The organism is Micromonospora trifolii (assembly GCF_050516465.1).
Classification (GTDB): Bacteria; Actinomycetota; Actinomycetes; order Mycobacteriales; family Micromonosporaceae; genus Micromonospora; species Micromonospora trifolii.
This window is the reverse complement of sequence record NZ_CP191526.1, coordinates 6764401-6782157: the sequence shown is the minus strand read 5'-3', so window position 1 is coordinate 6782157 and position 17757 is coordinate 6764401. Positions and strand designations below refer to the sequence as shown.

The window sequence follows — 17757 nt, the reverse complement described above, 5'->3', positions numbered from 1 at the left end:
CCGCTCAACCCACGAACGGCGGCACGGCGATCTCGCCGCGGGCCACCGGCACCACCTGGCCGGCGACCGTCGCGCCCACCGCAACCCCGTTCGCCGCGGTGACCGTGCAGGCCAACGCAGACGGACGGTTCATCTCCACACCCTGACGGACCGCGTACTCCGATCGCCCCTCGCCGGGCAGCAGACCACTAGCCACCAGCCAGACACCGAGGCCGAGCGCCGCCGAACCGGTCGCCGGGTCCTCCGGAACGCCGATCCCCGGCACGAAAACCCGGGCGTGCGCGGTTTGCGCGGCCGCGTCCCAGGAGAAGACGCTGACGTGCGACACCCCGTACCGCTGCGCCGCCGCCGGGTCCACCCGGGCGCGGGCCACCGACTCCGGCCGCACCGGCAGGTACGGGAACTCCAGCCCGCAGCCGGCGACCCGTGGCGCGGGCCCGATGTGGTCGTCGGCGACCAGCCCGGCGATCTCCAGCAACGGCTCCGGGTCCAGCTCCGGCCCGAGAGTCGGGGCGCCACCGGTCAGCGTCGCCCCGGACGCTGTCACCTCGATCGGCAGCACACCGGCCCGGCACTCCTGGGTGACCTGCCCCACACCGAACATCCCCCGCCGGCAGGCGGTGACCGCCGCACCGACGCTGGGGTGCCCGGCGAACGGCAACTCCTCCACCGGAGTGAAGATCCTGGCCCGGTAGGTGACGCCGACCTGGGTCGGCGGCAGCACGAACACCGTCTCGGACAGGTTGAACTCCAACGCGAGCGCCTGCATCTGCTCGGTGGCCAGCGCCTCCGCGCCGAACACCACTGCCAGCGGGTTGCCGGCGAAGGGGCGATCGGTGAAGACGTCCACGATCTCGTAGGCCAAGGTCGACATGTTGATAAACACTAGGCGCTTAGGCTGGTGCCCGTGAGTACGCCGACCCGGGTCTACATCGCCCGTCTCGCCGGAGTCGCCGTCTTCGACCCGAACGGCGATCAGGTGGGGCGGGTTCGTGACGCCGTGGCACGGCTCCGAGCGACCAAGCGTCCGCCCGAGGTGGTGGGCCTCGTCGCCGAGATGCCGATGCGTCGTCGGATCTTCCTGTCCATCAACCGGATCACCTCCATCGACGCGGACGCCGTCGTGCTCGGCTCCGGCACCCTCAACCTGCGCCGGTTCGAGAAACGCCAGAACGAACTGCTGGTGCTCCAGGAGCTGCTCGACCGACGGGTGCAACTCGACCCGGGCGGCCAGCCCGGCGCCGTCGTGGACGTCGCGATGGAGTGCACCCGGGGTGGCGAGTGGTCGCTGACCCGTGTCGCCGTACGCGAGCAGACCGGTCGGCTCAGCCGCCGCGGCCACCTGCACCAGGTCGAGTGGGACCGGGTGCGCGGGCTCAGCGGCATCGCCGACAACCGGGGTACGGCGAACCTGCTCGCCGTCCTGGAGGACATGCGCCCCGCCGACCTGGCCAACGCGTTGCAGGATCTGCCCGACGCGCGACGCAACGAGGTCGCGGCCGCGCTGGACGACGAGCGACTGGCCGACGTGCTCAGCGAGCTGCCGGAACACGACCAGGTGGAGATCCTTGCCGCCCTCGACCGGGAGCGGGCGGCCGACGTCCTCGAGGAGATGGACCCGGACGACGCCGCGGACCTGCTCAACGAACTGCCCCCACCCGAGCAGGACGTGCTGCTGGACCTGATGGAGCCGGACGAGGCCGACCCGGTACGCCAACTGCTGAAGTACACCCCCGGCACGGCGGGCAGTGTGATGACCTCGGAGCCGGTCATCCTGCCGCCGGACGCCACCGTCGCCGAGGCGCTGGCCCGGATCCGGGAGCCGCAGCTCTCCCCCGCCGTCGCCGCGCAGGTCTTCGTGACCCGGGCACCGCAGAACACGCCGACCGGCCGCTACCTGGGCATGGTGCACTTCCAGGCGCTGCTGCGCGAACCCCCTGCCGACCTGCTGGGCAAGGTGGTGGTCAACGACATCGACCCGCTGCGCCCCACCACGCCGCTGCCGGAGATCACCCGCCGGATGGCCACCTACGACCTGGTCGCCATGCCGGTGATCGACCGCAACAACCGGCTGGTCGGCGCCGTCACTGTCGACGACGTGCTGGACCACTCGCTGCCCCGGGACTGGCGGGACCGCGACGCCATGGCCGCCCCGGGCACCACCGACTCTGCGCTGGACGGCGCAGATGGCTGACCAGCGTCGGACGGAGCGTCTCGACCAGCCACGCGAGCCCCGGGGCGTCAAGCTGCCCCGGTTCGACGCGGAGGCGTTCGGTCGGTGGTCCGAGGGCATCGCCCGGGGCATGGGCACCGCGAACTTCATCGTCGTCATGACGGTGGTGATCGCGATCTGGTTCGTCTGGAACACCCTGGCCCCGGCGACCCTGCGCTTCGACCCGTACACCTTCACGTTTTTGACCCTGGTGCTGTCGTTGCAGGCCAGCTACGCGGCCCCGCTGATCCTGCTGGCCCAGAACCGGCAGGCCGACCGGGACCGGGTGGCCCTGGAGGAGGACCGGCGGCGAGCCACCGCGCAGAAGGCGGACACCGAGTACCTGGCCCGGGAGATCGCGGCCCTGCGGATCGCGCTGGGTGAGGTCGCCACCCGCGACTTCCTCCGCTCCGAGCTGGCCCGGCTGGCCGAGGAACTGGACGAGGTGGGGCAACGCCGGCAACGGCTGGAGCGCCGCCAGCAGGAAAAGGACAGCCGGCAGGAGCGACGTGGCCAGCGGCCGACCGACGGCGTCGGCCTGGAAGAACCCCGCGACGACCTGGACGGCGACTTCACTCGGGACGCCCGGCCGGACGGCACCGGCCCGCGCCGGTCAGAGAGCTGACCGACGGGTCATCGATTGGCTCACACCGCCCCGGGCAGCGGCGGCAACGGATGCCCCGCGACGTAGCATTGCGGGCATGTCAGCACCCGTGAGCACCGTCGAGGACGCGATCCAGGCCGCCCTGGCCACCGTCAACGACCCGGAGATCCGCCGGCCCATCACCGAGCTGGGCATGGTCCGCTCCGCCACGATCGGTGCCAGTGGTGTCGTCCGCGTCGAGCTGCTGCTCACCGTCGCCGGCTGCCCGCTGAAGGACAAGCTGCGTACGGACATCACCGCCGCTGTCGCCGCGGTGCCCGGCGTCACCGGTGTGGAGATCGACTTTGGGGTGATGACCCCCGAGCAGCGACAGTCGTTGCAGTCGCAGCTGCGCGGCGGCGCCACCGAGGAGCCCGTCATCCCGTTCGCCCAGCCCGGCTCGCGCACCCGCGTGTACGCGGTGGCCAGCGGCAAGGGTGGCGTCGGCAAGTCCAGCGTCACGGTCAACCTGGCGGCGGCGCTCGCCGCCCGTGGGCTCTCCGTCGGGGTCGTCGACGCGGACATCTACGGTCACTCGGTGCCCCGGATGCTCGGCACGGAGGCCCGGCCCACCCGCGTCGAAGACATGATCATGCCGCCGCAGTCGCACGGCGTGAAGGTGATCTCCATCGGCATGTTCACGTCCGGCAACGCCGCCGTCGTGTGGCGTGGCCCGATGCTGCACCGGGCATTGCAGCAGTTCCTGGCCGACGTCTACTGGGGCGACCTGGACGTGCTCCTGCTCGACCTGCCGCCGGGCACGGGTGACGTGGCCATCTCGCTGGCCCAGTTGCTGCCCAACTCGGAGATCCTGATCGTCACCACCCCGCAGACCGCCGCCGCCGAGGTCGCGGAGCGGGCCGGGTCGATCGCCCTGCAAACCCACCAGCGGGTGGTCGGCGTCATCGAGAACATGTCCTGGCTGGAGCTGCCGGACGGCTCCCGGATGGAGATCTTCGGCGCCGGCGGTGGCGAGGCGGTTGCCGAGTCGCTGAGCCGGACCATCGGCGCGCAGGTGCCGCTGCTCGGTCAGATCCCACTGGACACCCGGGTCCGCGAGGCCGGCGACGCCGGCAACCCGATCGTGCTGGCCGAGCCGGACTCCCCGGCCGCTCAGGCGCTCGGCACGATCGCCGACCGGCTCGCCCTGCGCCGCGAGTCGCTGCTCGGCAAGCCACTCGGCCTGAAGCCCGCTGGCCGCTGACCACCGCGAACACCGTCAGCCCGTCGGCCACTGTTGGCCGGCGGGCTGAGTCGCGTCGGTGGGTGGTCCAGCCAGGCCGTCGCGACGTGGCCGGCTTGGTCAACTCGGGTTTCAGGAAGTCGGCCCTTCAACCGGCGTGGAATACCGCGACTTCCGGAAAGCCGAGTTGATCCGAGCAAGCGCCGGGCCGGGCGGGTAGCCGGTCGGGGCGGGTACGGGTCGGTCAGGTGGCGTCGTCGTAGCTGACGCGGGGGGCCGGTGCCGAGGGGCTGCTGGTGGCCGTGCCGGCGGACGGGGTCCCGTTCGACCGCAGGTCGGCGGCGTTGGCCACGTCCTTCAGGTCGTTGTGCACGCCGCTGACGTCCGCGCGCAGGTTGTCGTAGACGCCCTGCAACGGCTTGCGGATCGCCGCCTCGTCCTCCTCGCTGAGGAGGTGCTTGCGGATGAACGCCTTCGGGTGCAGGTCTTCCAGCTGGATGTCGGTGCCCAGCTCGCGGCTCAGGTCGCCGGTGGCGTTGCGGGCCATGTTGCGCAGGTTGCGCACCAACCGCAGGCCGTCGGTGATGACGGCGGGGAGCCGGTCGCCGAAGATCAGCAGCGCCAGGAGCAGCAGCGCACCGATCTCCCACCAGTTCAGGTTGTCGAGCATCCCGCGGGCCTCCTCTCGGCGTCAGCAGCAAGACTACGCACGCCGGACGGCTTTCGGGCAAGGGGTGCGCCGCTGTTCACTTCACCTCCGCGGCGAGTCACTTCGCGTCCGCGGCGAGAGTTACCGAGGTGTTCTGCCGGGCGGAGCCCCGCCGATACTCGACGGTCACGACCGAGCCCGGCGCGTACTTGCGGACCAATGCGGTCAGGTCGGTCGGCTCGGTCATCGGCCGACCGTTGATCTTGAGGATCACATCGCCGACCTTCAGCCCGGCGCCGTCCGCGGGGCCGGACGGTTCCACCTCGGCCAACCGCAGGCCACCCCCGACGACTCCGGTCGGGCCGTCCGCCCGGGCGCCGATCACCGTACGCCGGGCCTTGCCGGTGCCGATGATGTCCTGGGTCACCCGCTTGGCCTGGTTGATCGGGATGGCGAAGGCGAGCCCGATGTTGCCCGCCTCATGCCCCTCGGCGACAAGTGACTTGATGGTGGAGTTCACGCCGACCACTCGGCCGGCGCCGTCGACCAGTGGGCCGCCCGAGTTGCCGTGGTTGACCGCGGCATCGGTCTGGATGGCGGCGTAGTAACGCACCGGGCCGCCCGGCTCGCCGGCCTGCATCGTCCGGTCCAGCGCACTCACGATGCCGGCGGTGACCGTGTTGGCCAGCGACAACGGCGAGCCGATGGCGAGCACGGGGTCGCCGACCGCCAGTGCGTCGGAGTCGCCGAACTCCACCGGTCGCAGCCCGGGACGACTCACCTTGATCACCGCGATGTCCGACTCCGCGTCCTGACCGACGATGGTCGCCGGCGCGGTGCTGCCGTCGTTGAAGACCACCGAGGCCTTGCCGGCGCCGCCGGCCACCACATGGTCATTGGTGATCACATGGCCGTCGGCGGTGGCGATGAACCCGGAGCCCTCACTGGTCCCGCCGAGGCTGCTCACCCGTACGGTGACCACGCTGGGCAGGACCCGTTCGGCGACCCCGGCCAGCGACTCCGGTTTGCGCTGGGCCAGCGCAGGCACCTCCGCGGGCGCACCACCGAGGACCGCCGCTCCAGCGCCGCCGCGCACCGCGAACGCGTAGCCCAGCGCACCGCCGAGGGTGCCGGCCAGCAGCGCGGTGATCACGGGAATGAGCAACAGGTGGCGCAGTGTCGGCCGGCCCGGCGCGTCGGGGTCGGTGACCGGCTCGGGCTCGCTGCCGGGGGCCACCACCCCGGGCACCACCACAGCGGTCGGGGCCGCCGGGTCGCGCCAGGGGTCGGCGAGCGCGTCCGACCACCAGGCCGACGCGTCGGCCGAGTTGGGCCCGCCCGCAGCCGGCGTCGGCCAACTCGGTGCCGGCCCGCCAGAAGACGCCGGCCAGCCCGGTGCCGGTCCGCTGCCTGGCGAGGCGAGGGGTGCGGGGTCAGACCCCGGCATGGTCGGCGGCCCCACCGACGGGGCTCCTGCCCCGGGCGGTCGCGCCGGAGCCGGAGTCTCACCGCCCCGGCGCCAGTCCCAGCCGTCGGTCACGTCGGTGCCTCCCAGTCCGTCCCCGGATCCCGCGCCGCGTCGCCCGGCCACGGGCCGGTCTGGTCGCGACTGACGGGATACCGCCTCCAGGATTGCACGGATGGACGCGGTGCAGTCAGCGGTTGCCCCGGTGATCGCTTCCGACGGAGGCGCGGCTGCGCCCCACGACGGTCGCCTCTACGCTCACAGTGCCAACCCGCCCCCGCACCACGCACCGCCCCCGGAGGTGCCCCATCGCCACGGTCGCCGGTTCCGGCAGTTCGACGACACAGGCCCAGCATTTCGCCGAGTCGTACGTCACCGAGGATCTCGTTCTGCGTACCGCCCGCAGCCTGGCCCGTGAGGTGGGCCTCGACGCGGTCACCCCCGGCGCGGGGGCGGCGCTGCGGCTACTGGCCGCCGCCGGCAATGCCCGTGCGGTGGTGGAGATCGGCACCGGCACCGGGGTCAGCGGCGTCTGGTTGCTGCGCGGCATGCGCGCCGACGGCGTACTCACCACCATCGACGTGGAGGTGGAGCACCAGCGGATCGCCCGGCGGATCTTCGCCGAGGCGGGTTTCGCGGCCGGGCGCACCCGGATCATCACCGGTCGGGCGCTCGACGTCCTGCCCCGGCTCGCCGACGGTGCGTACGACCTGGTCTTCGTGGACGCGGAGGCGACCGGCTTCCACGCCTGTGTGGAGGCGGCGCTGCGGCTGTTGCGCCCGGGAGGCGTGCTGGCGCTCAACGGCGTGCTGGCCAGCGACCGGATCGGCGACCCGGCCGCCCGGGACGCGGAGACGGTGACGGTTCGCGAGACGATCAAGGCGGTCCGGGAGTCGGAGCACTGGATTCCCGCGCTGCTTCCGGTCGGGCACGGGCTGCTCGCCGCAGTGAAGTGCTGATCCGAGCCCAGGACGGGTCAGAGCCTCGGTCGCCCCGAGGCTCTGAACCGCGCCCTAGTTGACGTCGGCCAGCCAGCGCAGCAACGAGCGGACGCCCCAGCCGGTGGCGCCGCGGCTGACCTCGGCCTGGTCGCCGTCGGCCCAGGACGGGGCGGACATGTCCAGGTGCAGCCAGCGGTCCCGTAGTTCGCCGGTGAACTCGCGCAGGTAGAGCGCGGCCAGCACCGAGCCGGCACCCTGCGCGGGTGCGCTGTAGAGGTCGGCGATCTCGCTGCCGAGGTAGTCGACGTAGTCGGTGTGCAGCGGCATCCGCCACGCCGACTCGCCGGCCGCCTCGACCGCCGCCAGCACGCCGGCGGCCAGTTCGTCGTTCTCGCTGTACAGGGCGGCGGTGCGCTTGCCCAGCGCCACCGAGTTCGCGCCGGTGAGCGTGGCCAGGTCGAGCAGCAGGTCCGGCTTGAGCTGCTGCACCGCGTACGCCAGCGCGTCGGCGAGGACCAGCCGACCCTCGGCGTCGGAGTTGGTCGTCTCGCTGGTCGTACCGCCGTAGTGCCGGATGACGTCGCCGGGGCGGAACGCCGAGCCGCTGACCATGTTCTCGGCCAGCGGGGCCAGCGTGGTGATCCGGACCGGCAGCCGCAGTGCGGCGGCGCCCAGGGTGGCGGCGACGACCGCTGCCGCACCGGCCATGTCCTTGCGCATCAGCTTCATCGACGCCACCGGCTTGATCGAGATGCCGCCGGTGTCGAAGGTGATGCCCTTGCCGACCAGCACCACGTGGGTGCGCGCGTTGGCGGGGTGCCAGTCCAGTTCGACGAGCCGGGGTCCGCTGGCGGAGCCACCGCCCACGGCGAGGATCCCGCCGAAGCCCTCGGTGGCGAGTTCGGCCGGGCCACGGACCCGCAGCCGCAGGTCCGGAAGGTCGGCTGCGGCGGAGGCCACCTGGTCGGCGAACCACTGCGGGGTCTTCACCGACGAGGGGGTGTTGGTCAGGTCCCGGGCGAGGTGGGTCATCGCGGCCGTGGTCCGGGCCGTGGGGACAATGTCCTCGTACCCGCTCGGGTCGTGGAGCAGCAGGTCAACGTCGGTGAGCGCCGGTCGGTCGCCGGCCTCGGTGAGTCGGAACCGGTACGGGGCGAGCAGCAGCCCCTCGGTCAGTCCGCGAACCGCGGCCGGGGTGACCTCGGCCGGCAAGGCGATGGTGATATGCGTCTCAGCTGAAGCTGAGCGGGCCAGGGCCGCGCCGGCCGTCCGCCAGGCCGCCTCGCCGCCGTCACCGATGCCGAGCAGCAGCAGCCGGCCGGGGGTACGCCCGGGACGCAACTGGGTGTGGATCTCGCCGGCTCGGCCCGTCAGTCGGGCCGCTGACGCCAGCGCTGCCGCCTCGTCGGCCGTGCCGTCCGGGGCCGCCACGGCGGTCGACACGGGCTCGGCCGAGGTGTCACCTTCCGCCGTCGAATCGGCGGGGCGGACGGGCAGGACGAGGACGTCGAGCCGGTCGGGCTCGGCGATCAGACGGACGGCGAGCACGCGGAACCGCACCTCCAGGAAAGTGTCGCGGGCCGGCGGCGAAGCCACCTGCCCACAGCGTTGAAGACCCTGAGCCACCGGTGATTCCGGTGGCTCAGGGCCTGAAGAACGTTCCGGGCGGCGTGAGCCGCCCGGAGCACTCCTTACTCAGCCGGCCGCTGCCTTCAGTGCGTCACCGAGCGCGTTGGCCTCGTCGGGAGTCATCTCGACGACGAGCCGGCCACCGCCCTCCAGCGGGACCCGCATGACGATGCCCCGCCCCTCCTTGGTGACTTCCAGCGGACCGTCGCCCGTCCGCGGCTTCATCGCCGCCATGTTGTCTCCCCTCAGACCTACACCAGGGTCGGTGGGTTGCCCCACAGCCACTTCGTCACGACCACCCGCAACGGTCACGGGGGTGTCGACCAACGATTTTCCCTGATGAACACCGCCGGACCCAAACCGGAGCAGCATTGATGTAACAGCATCTAGCTTATCTTGAGAAGGCCTGTCACAATGTGCGGTCATGCAGGCACGGTCGGCACTCTTCGACCTGTACGGCGACCACCTCCGTCCGAGGGGTGGCCGGGCACCGGTTGCTGCCCTGGTCAAGCTACTGGCGCCGCTGGGAATCGCACCGCCGGCAGTTCGCACCGCCGTCTCCCGGATGGTGCGTCAGGGCTGGCTCGAACCCCTCCGATTGGTCTCCGGACCGGGATATTCGATCACACCGAAAGCTGCCCGCCGACTCGACGAGGCAGCGGCCCGGATCTACCGGACCGGCCGGGTCACCTGGGACGGCCGGTTCGATCTGCTGGTGTTGGAGGCTCCGGGCTCCCGGCGGGACCGCCAGCGGCTCGCCGCCAACCTGAGCTTCCTCGGCTACGGGACACTCGACGAGCAGACGTGGGTCGCCACCCGCCCCGCCGAGGACGTCGACCTGCTCCTCGCCGAGACCGGCATCCGGTTCGAGCGGTTCACCGCCTCGCACTTCTCCGGCACCCCCGGCGCGATGGGCGTGGTCCGACGCGCCTGGAACCTGGCCGAGATCGGCCGCGCCTACGAGCGGTTCGTCGCGGACCAGCGTCCGCTGCTCGCCGCGGTCACCGTGCGCAGCAGCGACGAGGAGGCGTACGCGACGCGGTTCCGCCTCGTGCACGCGTGGCGTACGTTCCTCTTCCAGGATCCGCAGCTGCCCCCGGCGCTGCTGCCCGAGCGGTGGCCTGGCACCGCCGCGGCCAGTTTCTTCGACCGGCACGCAGCCCGCCTGCGCCCGGCCGCCGACCGGTACGTCGAACAGTGCCTCGACGCCGGCAACCGCATCGTCCGACAGAAGGGTCGTTAGACACGTGACCGAGCCGCTGCTGGTCGACCGGACCGATGCCGTCGTCACCCTCACGCTGAACCGGCCGAACGCGATGAACGCGCTCGACGTGGCGCTCAAGGAGGCGCTGCGGGACGCCCTCGCGGAGCTGGAGACCGACCGGTCCTGCCGTGCTGTCGTCCTGGCCGGGGCCGGCGGGTCGTTCAGCGCCGGTCAGGACCTGCGCGAGCACGTGGCCACCCTGGAAAACTCCGCCAGTGACCCGCTGGGCACCGTGCGGGCGCACTACAACCCGATCGCCGCCCGGCTCGCCAACCTGCCCAAGCCGGTGATCGCGGCGGTCCGTGGGATGGCTGCCGGGGCGGGCGCGTCGCTGGCGTTCCTGGCCGACATCCGTATCGGCGGCCCGACCACCAGTTTCCTGATGGCCTTCGCCAAGGTCGGTCTCGCCGCCGACACCGGCGCCTCCTGGACGTTGCCCCGACTGGTCGGCCACGCCAAGGCGGTGGAGCTGCTGATGTTGGCCGAGCCGGTCCGTGCCGAGGAGGCCTGCCGGTTGGGCCTGCTCAACCGGTTGACGGACGACGACGAGCAGGTGTTGCCCGTCGCCCAGGAGTTGGCCGCCCGCCTCGCCGCCGGCCCGACCGTCGCGTACGGGGCGATCAAGCGACAGCTCTCCATCGCCGACGCCGGCACCCTCGCCGACGCCCTCGCCGCCGAGGCGCAGGCCCAGTCGATCTGCGGTGCCACCGCCGACCACCGGGCGGCCACCCTCGCCTTCGTCGGCAAGCAGAAACCGGTCTTCGAGGGACGCTGAACGCGATCCGGACGCCGCCCTTACCGTCCTCGAACACGGGCCGCCTAGCGTCGTCCGGTATGAGCGATCGTGAAGCGGTGGCACACCTGCTGCGCCGGGCCACCTTCGGGCCGACCGCCGACGAGGTGGACGCGGCCGAGCGGGCCGGACCGGCGGCGACCCTGGACCGGCTGCTCAAGCCGCCCGCTACGGACCGGGGTGCGGCGGCCACGCCCGTCCCGACGCTGCCCCCCGACCCGTACGCCGGGCTGACCAAGGACTCCACCCGCGAGCAGCGGCAGCAGGCCAACGCGGAGCGCCGCAAGCAACTCCAGCAGGTCACCGAGTGGTGGTTGGACCGGATGGTGGCCGCCGAGGACGGGCTGACCGAGAAGTTGCTCTTCTTCTGGCACGGGCACTGGGCCACCAGCGCGCAGAAGGTCAAGTCGGCGCGGCTGATGGTGGGCCAGTTGGAGACGCTGCGCAGGCACGGTCGTGGGCCGCTGGGCCCCCTGGTCGCCGCGATGGTGCGCGACCCCGCCCTGATCGTCTGGCTGGACGGGCAGAAGAACACCCGCAAGGCGCCGAACGAGAATCTGGCCCGCGAGCTGATGGAGTTGTTCACCCTCGGCATCGGCGCCTACAGCGAGGCCGACGTGAAGGCCGGCGCGCGGGCCCTGACCGGCTGGGTGGTCGACCGGCGTACCGGCGCGGTCCGCTTCGAAACCAAGCGGCACGACCCTGGCGAGAAGAGCATCCTCGGGCAGAGCGGCCGGTTCGACGCCGAGGCGTACGCCGGCCTGTTGGCGGCCCAACCGGCGGCGGCGACCTTCGTGGCCGGCCGGCTCTGGTTCCGCTACGCCGGCAGTGAGACCCCGGCACCGGATGGCCTGGCCGGCGCGGACACCACCGCGACCCTGCGCGCGCTCTTCTCCGCACCGGCCTTCGCGCAGACCCGGGGCACGCTGGTGAAGCAGCCGGTGGAGTGGCTCGTCGGTGCGCTGCGGCAGCTCGGCATCCGACCGTCCGCGCTGCCCGAGCAGCAACGCAAACCACTGCTCGCTGGTCTGAACGCGCTCGACCAGGTGCCGTTGCGCCCACCGAGCGTGGGCGGTTGGCCGGCCGGGTCCGCCTGGCTGACCACCTCGTCGTTGCAGGCCCGGCTGCGAACGGCCGGGGTGCTCGCCGCCGCCACTGCGCCAGCAGTGCTGACCCGGCTGACCGCCGCGCCCACCGCCGGCCGACCGGACGCGCTGGCCCGACTGCTGGTGGTCGACGGCTGGGGCGCACGCACCCGGGCGGCTCTCACCCCGCTGGCCGGCGAGCCCCGCAAGCTGCTGGCCGCCGGCCTGGTCAGCCCCGAATACACAGTCAGCTGAGCGGAGGAGTCGACATGGACACCCTGACCCGACGCAGGTTCCTGCTCACCAGCGGGGTGGTCGGCGCGGGCGCGCTGGCCGCCGGGGCCGGCGCGTACAGCCTGCGGGACCTGCTGGACACCAGCGGAGACCGCGACCCGCAGTCCCGCACGCTGGTGCTGGTGACCCTCTACGGCGGCAATGACGGGCTCAACACGGTCATCCCGTACGGCGACCCGGCCTACCGGGCGGCACGGCCAGAGCTGGCGTACCCGGACGGGGAGGTGCGGCGGTTGGACGACGACTTCGGCCTCAACCCGGCGCTGGCCGGCCTGCACCAGCGCTGGTCCGGCGGTGGGCTGGCGATTGTGCGCGGGGTGGGTTACCCGAAGCCGGACCGTAGTCACTTCCGGTCGATGGACATCTGGCACACCGCGCAACCGGACCGGCCGGGCAACACCGGCTGGCTCGGGCGGTGGCTGGACCGCGCCGGTGGCGACCCCCGGCTGGCGGTCTCCTTCGAGTCGGCCCTGCCGCCACTGCTGGCCGGGGCGCAGAGCGCCGGTGCGGCCGTGCCGGTGACCGACCGGAAGGCCGCCAAGGGGCTGCCCGCGGAGACGCTGACCGCGTTCGCCGCCGCGGAGGCGGGCGAGTCGGCGGCTCGGGGTCGAGCCGCCGCCTGCTTCGCCGACCTACGGTCGGTGGACGAAATGATCCGCCAGGTACGCGACTCCGCCGACCCGGACACGGCGGACCCGGACGGCGAGCAGGCCCCCGCGACGGCCACCGGCGGGGCCCGCACCCCGCTGGACGCGCAGCTCGACCTTGTCGCGCAGTGCGTCGAGGCGGGAGTGTCCACCCGGGTCTTCTCGGTGTCGCTGGGCGGCTTCGACACGCACGCCGACGAGAAGCAGTTGCAGGCCGTGCTCCTGGGTCAGCTGGACCGGGCGCTGACCGGATTCGCCGACCGGATGAGTCGCACCGAGGCGGGCCGGAAGGTGGTGGTGGCGGTCTACTCCGAGTTCGGCCGTCGGGTACGGGCCAACGCCTCGGACGGCACCGACCACGGCACCGCCTCCGACGTGCTACTGCTCGGCGCGGGCGTCCAGGGCGGCTGGCACGGCGCACCACCGAGCCTCACCGACCTCGACGACGGCGACCTGAAATACACCACCGACTTCCGGGACGTCTACGCCACGCTGCTGGAGCGGGTGCTGGACACCGACCCGGGCCCGGTCCTCGCCGACTGGCGGGGACGAGTGGACAAACTTTTCTAGGGCGCGCCCTAGTCGTCCTCTTCCGGGTCCTGGTTGGCCTGCTCGCCCAGCACGAACGCCTGCATGGCCAGCTCGTCGCCGGCCGGCGAGACGAAGGCGGGCAGCTCACGCGGGCCCAGCTCCTGCACGTAGGACCAGAACAGCCGAACCGCCTCGGCCGGCGTGCCGGCCTCGATCGGCAGGTCGAGGCTGACCAGCCAGGTGCGCCGCGCCGGGGGCGGGCCGAGCTGGTCGGCCAGCGCCCGGAAGGCCGCCGGCTCCACCGCGGTGACCGGCCCGTCGAGCGTCAGCAGGTCGGCCGGCACCGGCTCGTCGAAGGCCCGCCGGGTGTACGCGACGACGAGCGTGCCCGGCTCGACCGGGGACTGCGGGTCGTCCGGGTCTTCGCGGTGGCGTCGACCCGGCGCCGTGACCCGGCCGAGGGCCACCAGCCGTGGCGGCGCGTCGACCAGCACGGCCACCTGGTCTCCCGGCCCTGGCCGGGAGACGTCGGTCAGCCCGGTCAGCTCCAGCGTGTCGTGGTGCACGAGCCGCTCGGCCTCGTACCGTTCGGCGGGCAGCAGCACAGCCCAGGTGCCCACCCCGTCGGCGTTGCCGGCCGCACCGGCCCGGTGCGCGGTCTCGGTCGTCATGCCTGCCATCTCATCACGCCGCCGGTGGGAGGGTGACGTGACAGCCGACGATGTGATCGTCGACCATCCCGGTGGCTTGCATCAGCGCGTACGCGGTGGTCGGGCCGACGAACCGGAAGCCGCGCTTCTTGAGTGCCTTGGCCATCGCCGTCGACTCCGGGGTGATCGGCGCCAGCTCGGCGAACGAGGCGGGACGAGCTGGCCGGGCCTCCGGCGCGAAGGACCAGAGCAGCGCCGACAGGCCCTCCGGCAGCTCCAGTGCGGCGCGGGCGTTGGCGATCGCCGCCTCGATCTTGGCCCGGTTGCGGACGATGCCGGCGTCGGCGAGCAGCCGGGTCACGTCGGCGTCGTCGTAGCGGGCGACGGTCGGGATGTGGAACTCGTCGAAGGCCAGCCGGAACGCCGGACGCTTTCGCAGGATGGTCAGCCAGGACAACCCGGACTGGAACGCCTCCAGCGTCATCCGCTCGTAGAGCGCGTCGTCGCCGTGCAGAGGCCGCCCCCACTCGGTGTCGTGGTAGATGGCGTAGTCGGGGGTGCTCGACCCCCAGGCGCAGCGAGCCAGCCCATCGGCGCCGATCACCAGGTCAGTCACCTCGTACACGCTAGGGCATCCGTCCGACACCCCATTGCCACCGGCCGCCCGGCTGCCTATGGTGCTTGTTACCGACCGGTAGGTCGGGGTCACCCGACGGTGCGCCCCGACCGGTGACGGCGAGCGGAGGCCGCGCGGTGAAGGAATTCCCTGACGTCATCGCCTGGTCGATCCCGGCCTTCGTGCTGCTCATCGTGCTGGAGCGGGTCTCCTACCTGCTGCACCGCGACGACGACGAGGTCGGCTACGGCGGCGCCGATACCGCGACCAGCCTGACGATGGGGCTGGGGAGCATCTTCGCCGACCTGCTCTGGAAGGTGCCGATCGCCGCCGCGTACGCACTGCTCTACGCGCTCACCCCGCTGCGGGTCGCCGAGCTGTGGTGGACCTGGCCGCTGATCCTGCTCGCGCAGGACTTCTGCTACTACTGGTCGCACCGCGGCCACCACGTGATCCGCATCCTCTGGGCCTCGCACGTGGTGCACCACTCGTCGCAGCGGTTCAACCTCTCCACCGCGCTGCGTCAGCCGTGGACCGGCCTGACCAGTTGGGTGTTCTACATCCCGCTGATCGTGGCCGGCGTCCACCCGGCCGTGGTCGCGTTCTGCGGCTCGGTCAACCTGCTCTACCAGTTCTGGATCCACACCGAGCGGATCGACAAGATGCCGCGCTGGTACGAGGCGGTGTTCAACACGCCGTCGCACCACCGGGTGCACCACGCGTCGCAGGGCAGCTACCTGGACCGCAACTTCGGCGGCATCCTGATCGTCTGGGACCGGCTCTTCAAGTCGTTCGCGCCGGAACGGGAGCGTTGCGTGTACGGCCTGACCAAGAACGTCGGCAGCTACAACCCGGTCCGGGTGGCCTTCCACGAGTACGCCTCGATCGCCCGGGACCTGCGCGCCGCGGTGACGTGGCGGCACCGGGTCGGGCATCTCTTCCGCGCGCCCGGCTGGCAGCCGGCACCGGGCTCCCCGGTCAGGGCAGTCGGCCCTGCTCGACCAGACGGGCAAACTTCTTCAGCGCCTGGGTGAGGCCGAGCTTGGAGCCGGGCCAGAGCACCGGCCACGCCAGTCGACCGGCCCTACCGCCCGGCAGGTGGAACCACTCGTGCCAGACGACCTGGGTGCGGTCCCGGCCCAGCTGGGTGCAGCGCAGCACCCCCGGGCCGCGCAGCAGTTGGCCGTGGTGCACGACGCCGATCTCGTACGGCTCGTCGACCCGGGCCACCAGCATCTCGTCGCGCAGCGTCGCCCGGCCGAGCGCGGTCACCGCCTCGATCCGGCTGCCCTCGCGCCCGTCGCCCTCGACCACCCGCACGCGGGTGAACGGGATCCAGTCGGACTGACGTTCCCAGGCGAGCAGCGCGGCGAACACCCGCTCCGCAGGGGCGTCGACGATCACCGTGGCGGTCACCTCACCGGCACCGGGTCGGGCCGCCTCCCGAAGATCGTCAGCGCCCTCCGGCTCGGTCACGCCGACTCCGACCGAACCACCGCGTCGCGCTGCTCGGTGCCGTCGGCGGAGGCGCCGGCGGTCTGCTCACGATCGGCCGACTCGTCGTCGACGAGCGCGGCGGCAGGCGCCACCCCATCGGAATCGGCCGGAGACGAGGTCGCGGTGGGCAACGGGCCGGGGGTCGTCGAGCCGACCGGGGCCGAGCCCGCCTCGCCGGTCAGCGGCACGTCTCTACCCGGCTCCACTGCCTTGCCCGGCTCGGCCGCCTCGGCCGCCTCGGCCGGCTCCGCCACGTCAGTGGTGGTCACCTTGCTGGCGGACTGCTCGCGGGCCTGCCGCAGCACGTCCGCATCGTCGGTGCGCCCCTCACGCAAGGCGATGACCTCCGACTCCAGTACGCCGATCAGCTCGGACTTGTAACCGATGTCGTAGGCGGCACGGCGCAACGCCTGATCGACCTGGTCCATCCGGTACCCGCGCAACCCGGTGTCGAAACGGACCGCCCCCACGTCGGTTTCGCGCAACGGGCGAGTGCCCGGCAACGCCACGGCCTGCGAATCCGGCTCGGCCGGCACCAAGCCGGGATCACGGCCACTGACCAGCACCGTCACGCCGAATATCACCGCCGCGACGGTCAACGCCACGACCAGGAGGAGCAGAAGCTGACCCATGTACTGATCGTGGCATGGCGGCCGGCCGGTAGCGACCCCGCCACCCGCCTCGATCACGATCGGTGCCGACGCCCGCTCGGAATGGTGGACGGGCGACCGACTAGCGTCGGGACCGGCCGACGCGGCGGCGACGGCGCGAACTTCCAGGAGGCGGGCATGGCCGGGGCGCTTCGGCTGGGTGGGCACACGTTCGCCCCCGGCGAGCTGGTGGTGATGGCGATCATCAACCGCACGCCGGACTCGTTCTTCGACCGAGGGGCCACCTACGCCGCCGACAGCGCTCTGCGCGCGGTGGAACGGGCGGTGGACGAGGGCGCGGCCATCATCGACATCGGCGGGGTCAAGGCCGGCCCCGGCGCGGACGTGGACGTCGCCGAGGAGATCCGGCGCACGGTGGACACCATCGCCGCCGTCCGAGCCGCGTTTCCGGAGGTGGTGATCTCCATCGACACCTGGCGTGCCGAGGTGGCGACGGAGGCCGTGGCGGCCGGCGCCGACCTCCTCAACGACACCTGGTCGGGCGCCGACCCCGCGTTGGTCCGGGTGGCCGCGCGGACCGGCGCCGGCCTGGTCTGTTCGCACGCCGGCGGGCTGACGCCGCGGACCAGGCCGCACCGGGCCGCCTTCACCGACGTGGTCGCCGACGTGGTCGCGACGGTGACCGGGCTCGCCGAGCGCGCGGTGGCGGCAGGGGTACGCCCCGACGGCATACTCATCGACCCGGCGCACGACTTCGGCAAGAACACCCGGCACTCGCTGGAGATCACCCGCCGACTGGACGAGCTGACCGGAACCGGCTGGCCGGTGCTGGTGGCGCTCTCCAACAAGGACTTCATCGGTGAGACATTGGGCCTGCCGGTGGCCGAACGGCTGGAGGGGACGCTCGCCGCGACGGCCGTCTCGGCCTGGTTGGGCGCCCGGGTCTTCCGGGCCCACCAGGTCGGCCCGACCCGCCGGGTGCTGGACATGGTGGCCTCGATCCGAGGCGACCGCCCGCCCACCGCGACCCGCCGAGGACTCGCCTGA

19 protein-coding genes are annotated in these 17757 nt (G+C 72.5%); 10 read left to right on the top strand and 9 right to left on the bottom strand.

From position 1 onward, the window contains the following. Positions 1-4: 4 nt before the first annotated feature. On the bottom strand, positions 5-874 hold the full coding sequence (locus ACQRWP_RS31625) for a PhzF family phenazine biosynthesis protein (RefSeq protein ID WP_430499854.1): 870 nt from the start codon (positions 872-874) through the stop codon (positions 5-7). A 33-nt stretch (positions 875-907) separates the two neighbouring features. Here ACQRWP_RS31625 and ACQRWP_RS31620 point away from each other — a divergent pair, with 33 nt between their 5' ends. The 3 genes from ACQRWP_RS31620 to ACQRWP_RS31610 all read left to right on the top strand — a co-directional run bounded on the left by ACQRWP_RS31620 (position 908) and on the right by ACQRWP_RS31610 (position 4059). After that, positions 908-2194 (top strand): magnesium transporter MgtE N-terminal domain-containing protein, encoded by a 1287-nt coding sequence (locus tag ACQRWP_RS31620; RefSeq protein ID WP_430499853.1) that lies wholly within the window; start codon positions 908-910, stop codon positions 2192-2194. Then, positions 2187-2837, top strand: coding sequence for a DUF1003 domain-containing protein (locus ACQRWP_RS31615; protein ID WP_430499852.1), 651 nt, complete (start codon positions 2187-2189; stop codon positions 2835-2837). The genes ACQRWP_RS31620 and ACQRWP_RS31615 overlap by 8 nt, the downstream gene beginning before the upstream one ends. 76 nt (positions 2838-2913) lie before the next feature. After that, positions 2914-4059 (top strand): Mrp/NBP35 family ATP-binding protein, encoded by a 1146-nt coding sequence (locus tag ACQRWP_RS31610; RefSeq protein WP_430499851.1) that lies wholly within the window; start codon positions 2914-2916, stop codon positions 4057-4059. Positions 4060-4282: 223 nt separating this feature from the next. Here the strand turns inward: ACQRWP_RS31610 and ACQRWP_RS31605 are convergent, their stop codons facing one another. Both ACQRWP_RS31605 and ACQRWP_RS31600 read right to left on the bottom strand, forming a co-directional pair. Then, positions 4283-4708, bottom strand: a complete 426-nt coding sequence (locus ACQRWP_RS31605; protein ID WP_354945023.1) for a preprotein translocase subunit TatB — start codon at positions 4706-4708, stop codon at positions 4283-4285. Positions 4709-4805: 97 nt separating this feature from the next. Then, positions 4806-6242, bottom strand: coding sequence for a trypsin-like peptidase domain-containing protein (locus ACQRWP_RS31600; RefSeq protein ID WP_430503348.1), 1437 nt, complete (start codon positions 6240-6242; stop codon positions 4806-4808). A gap of 299 nt (positions 6243-6541) precedes the next feature. Between ACQRWP_RS31600 and ACQRWP_RS31595 the strand changes: the two genes are divergently transcribed. Beyond that, positions 6542-7111 carry an O-methyltransferase gene (locus ACQRWP_RS31595; RefSeq protein WP_030329239.1) on the top strand — a complete coding sequence of 190 codons (570 nt, stop codon included), beginning with the start codon at positions 6542-6544 and terminating at the stop codon, positions 7109-7111. Between the two features lie 54 nt (positions 7112-7165). On the opposite strand, the gene ACQRWP_RS31590 is transcribed toward ACQRWP_RS31595, so the two are convergent. Then, positions 7166-8641 carry a leucyl aminopeptidase family protein gene (locus ACQRWP_RS31590; RefSeq protein ID WP_430503347.1) on the bottom strand — a complete coding sequence of 492 codons (1476 nt, stop codon included), beginning with the start codon at positions 8639-8641 and terminating at the stop codon, positions 7166-7168. A gap of 147 nt (positions 8642-8788) precedes the next feature. Then, on the bottom strand, positions 8789-8956 hold the full coding sequence (locus ACQRWP_RS31585; protein ID WP_007455245.1) for a DUF3117 domain-containing protein: 168 nt from the start codon (positions 8954-8956) through the stop codon (positions 8789-8791). A gap of 190 nt (positions 8957-9146) precedes the next feature. On the opposite strand from ACQRWP_RS31585, the gene ACQRWP_RS31580 reads away from it, so the two are divergent. From ACQRWP_RS31580 to ACQRWP_RS31565, 4 genes are read left to right on the top strand one after another with little or no spacing between them, the layout of a single operon-like run. Next, entirely contained in the window at positions 9147-9965 is an 819-nt protein-coding gene (locus tag ACQRWP_RS31580) for a PaaX family transcriptional regulator (protein ID WP_091394799.1), read from the top strand. A gap of 4 nt (positions 9966-9969) precedes the next feature. After that, the gene (locus tag ACQRWP_RS31575) at positions 9970-10761 is read left to right on the top strand and encodes an enoyl-CoA hydratase-related protein (protein WP_430499850.1); all 792 of its coding nucleotides are present in this window, start codon (positions 9970-9972) and stop codon (positions 10759-10761) included. Between the two features lie 59 nt (positions 10762-10820). Beyond that, the gene (locus ACQRWP_RS31570; RefSeq protein ID WP_430499849.1) at positions 10821-12119 is read left to right on the top strand and encodes a DUF1800 domain-containing protein; all 1299 of its coding nucleotides are present in this window, start codon (positions 10821-10823) and stop codon (positions 12117-12119) included. Between the two features lie 14 nt (positions 12120-12133). Beyond that, entirely contained in the window at positions 12134-13375 is a 1242-nt protein-coding gene (locus tag ACQRWP_RS31565; protein WP_430499848.1) for a DUF1501 domain-containing protein, read from the top strand. 8 nt (positions 13376-13383) lie between these two features. Here the strand turns inward: ACQRWP_RS31565 and ACQRWP_RS31560 are convergent, their stop codons facing one another. Further along, on the bottom strand, positions 13384-14007 hold the full coding sequence (locus ACQRWP_RS31560; RefSeq protein WP_430499847.1) for a hypothetical protein: 624 nt from the start codon (positions 14005-14007) through the stop codon (positions 13384-13386). Between the two features lie 13 nt (positions 14008-14020). Continuing rightward, positions 14021-14602 carry a DNA-3-methyladenine glycosylase I gene (locus ACQRWP_RS31555; protein ID WP_430499846.1) on the bottom strand — a complete coding sequence of 194 codons (582 nt, stop codon included), beginning with the start codon at positions 14600-14602 and terminating at the stop codon, positions 14021-14023. Positions 14603-14739: 137 nt separating this feature from the next. Here ACQRWP_RS31555 and ACQRWP_RS31550 point away from each other — a divergent pair, with 137 nt between their 5' ends. Beyond that, positions 14740-15636 carry a sterol desaturase family protein gene (locus tag ACQRWP_RS31550; RefSeq protein ID WP_430499845.1) on the top strand — a complete coding sequence of 299 codons (897 nt, stop codon included), beginning with the start codon at positions 14740-14742 and terminating at the stop codon, positions 15634-15636. Here the strand turns inward: ACQRWP_RS31550 and ACQRWP_RS31545 are convergent. Together ACQRWP_RS31545 and ACQRWP_RS31540 are read right to left on the bottom strand one after the other, a co-directional pair. Then, positions 15581-16078 (bottom strand): SRPBCC family protein, encoded by a 498-nt coding sequence (locus ACQRWP_RS31545; protein ID WP_430499844.1) that lies wholly within the window; start codon positions 16076-16078, stop codon positions 15581-15583. The two genes, ACQRWP_RS31550 and ACQRWP_RS31545, sit on opposite strands and share 56 nt — an antisense overlap. Then, positions 16075-16731, bottom strand: a complete 657-nt coding sequence (locus tag ACQRWP_RS31540) for a DivIVA domain-containing protein (protein ID WP_430499843.1) — start codon at positions 16729-16731, stop codon at positions 16075-16077. Before ACQRWP_RS31540 ends, ACQRWP_RS31545 begins: the two co-directional genes overlap by 4 nt. A gap of 156 nt (positions 16732-16887) precedes the next feature. Between ACQRWP_RS31540 and folP the strand changes: the two genes are divergently transcribed. Next, positions 16888-17757 (top strand): dihydropteroate synthase, encoded by an 870-nt coding sequence (folP, locus tag ACQRWP_RS31535; RefSeq protein WP_430499842.1) that lies wholly within the window; start codon positions 16888-16890, stop codon positions 17755-17757.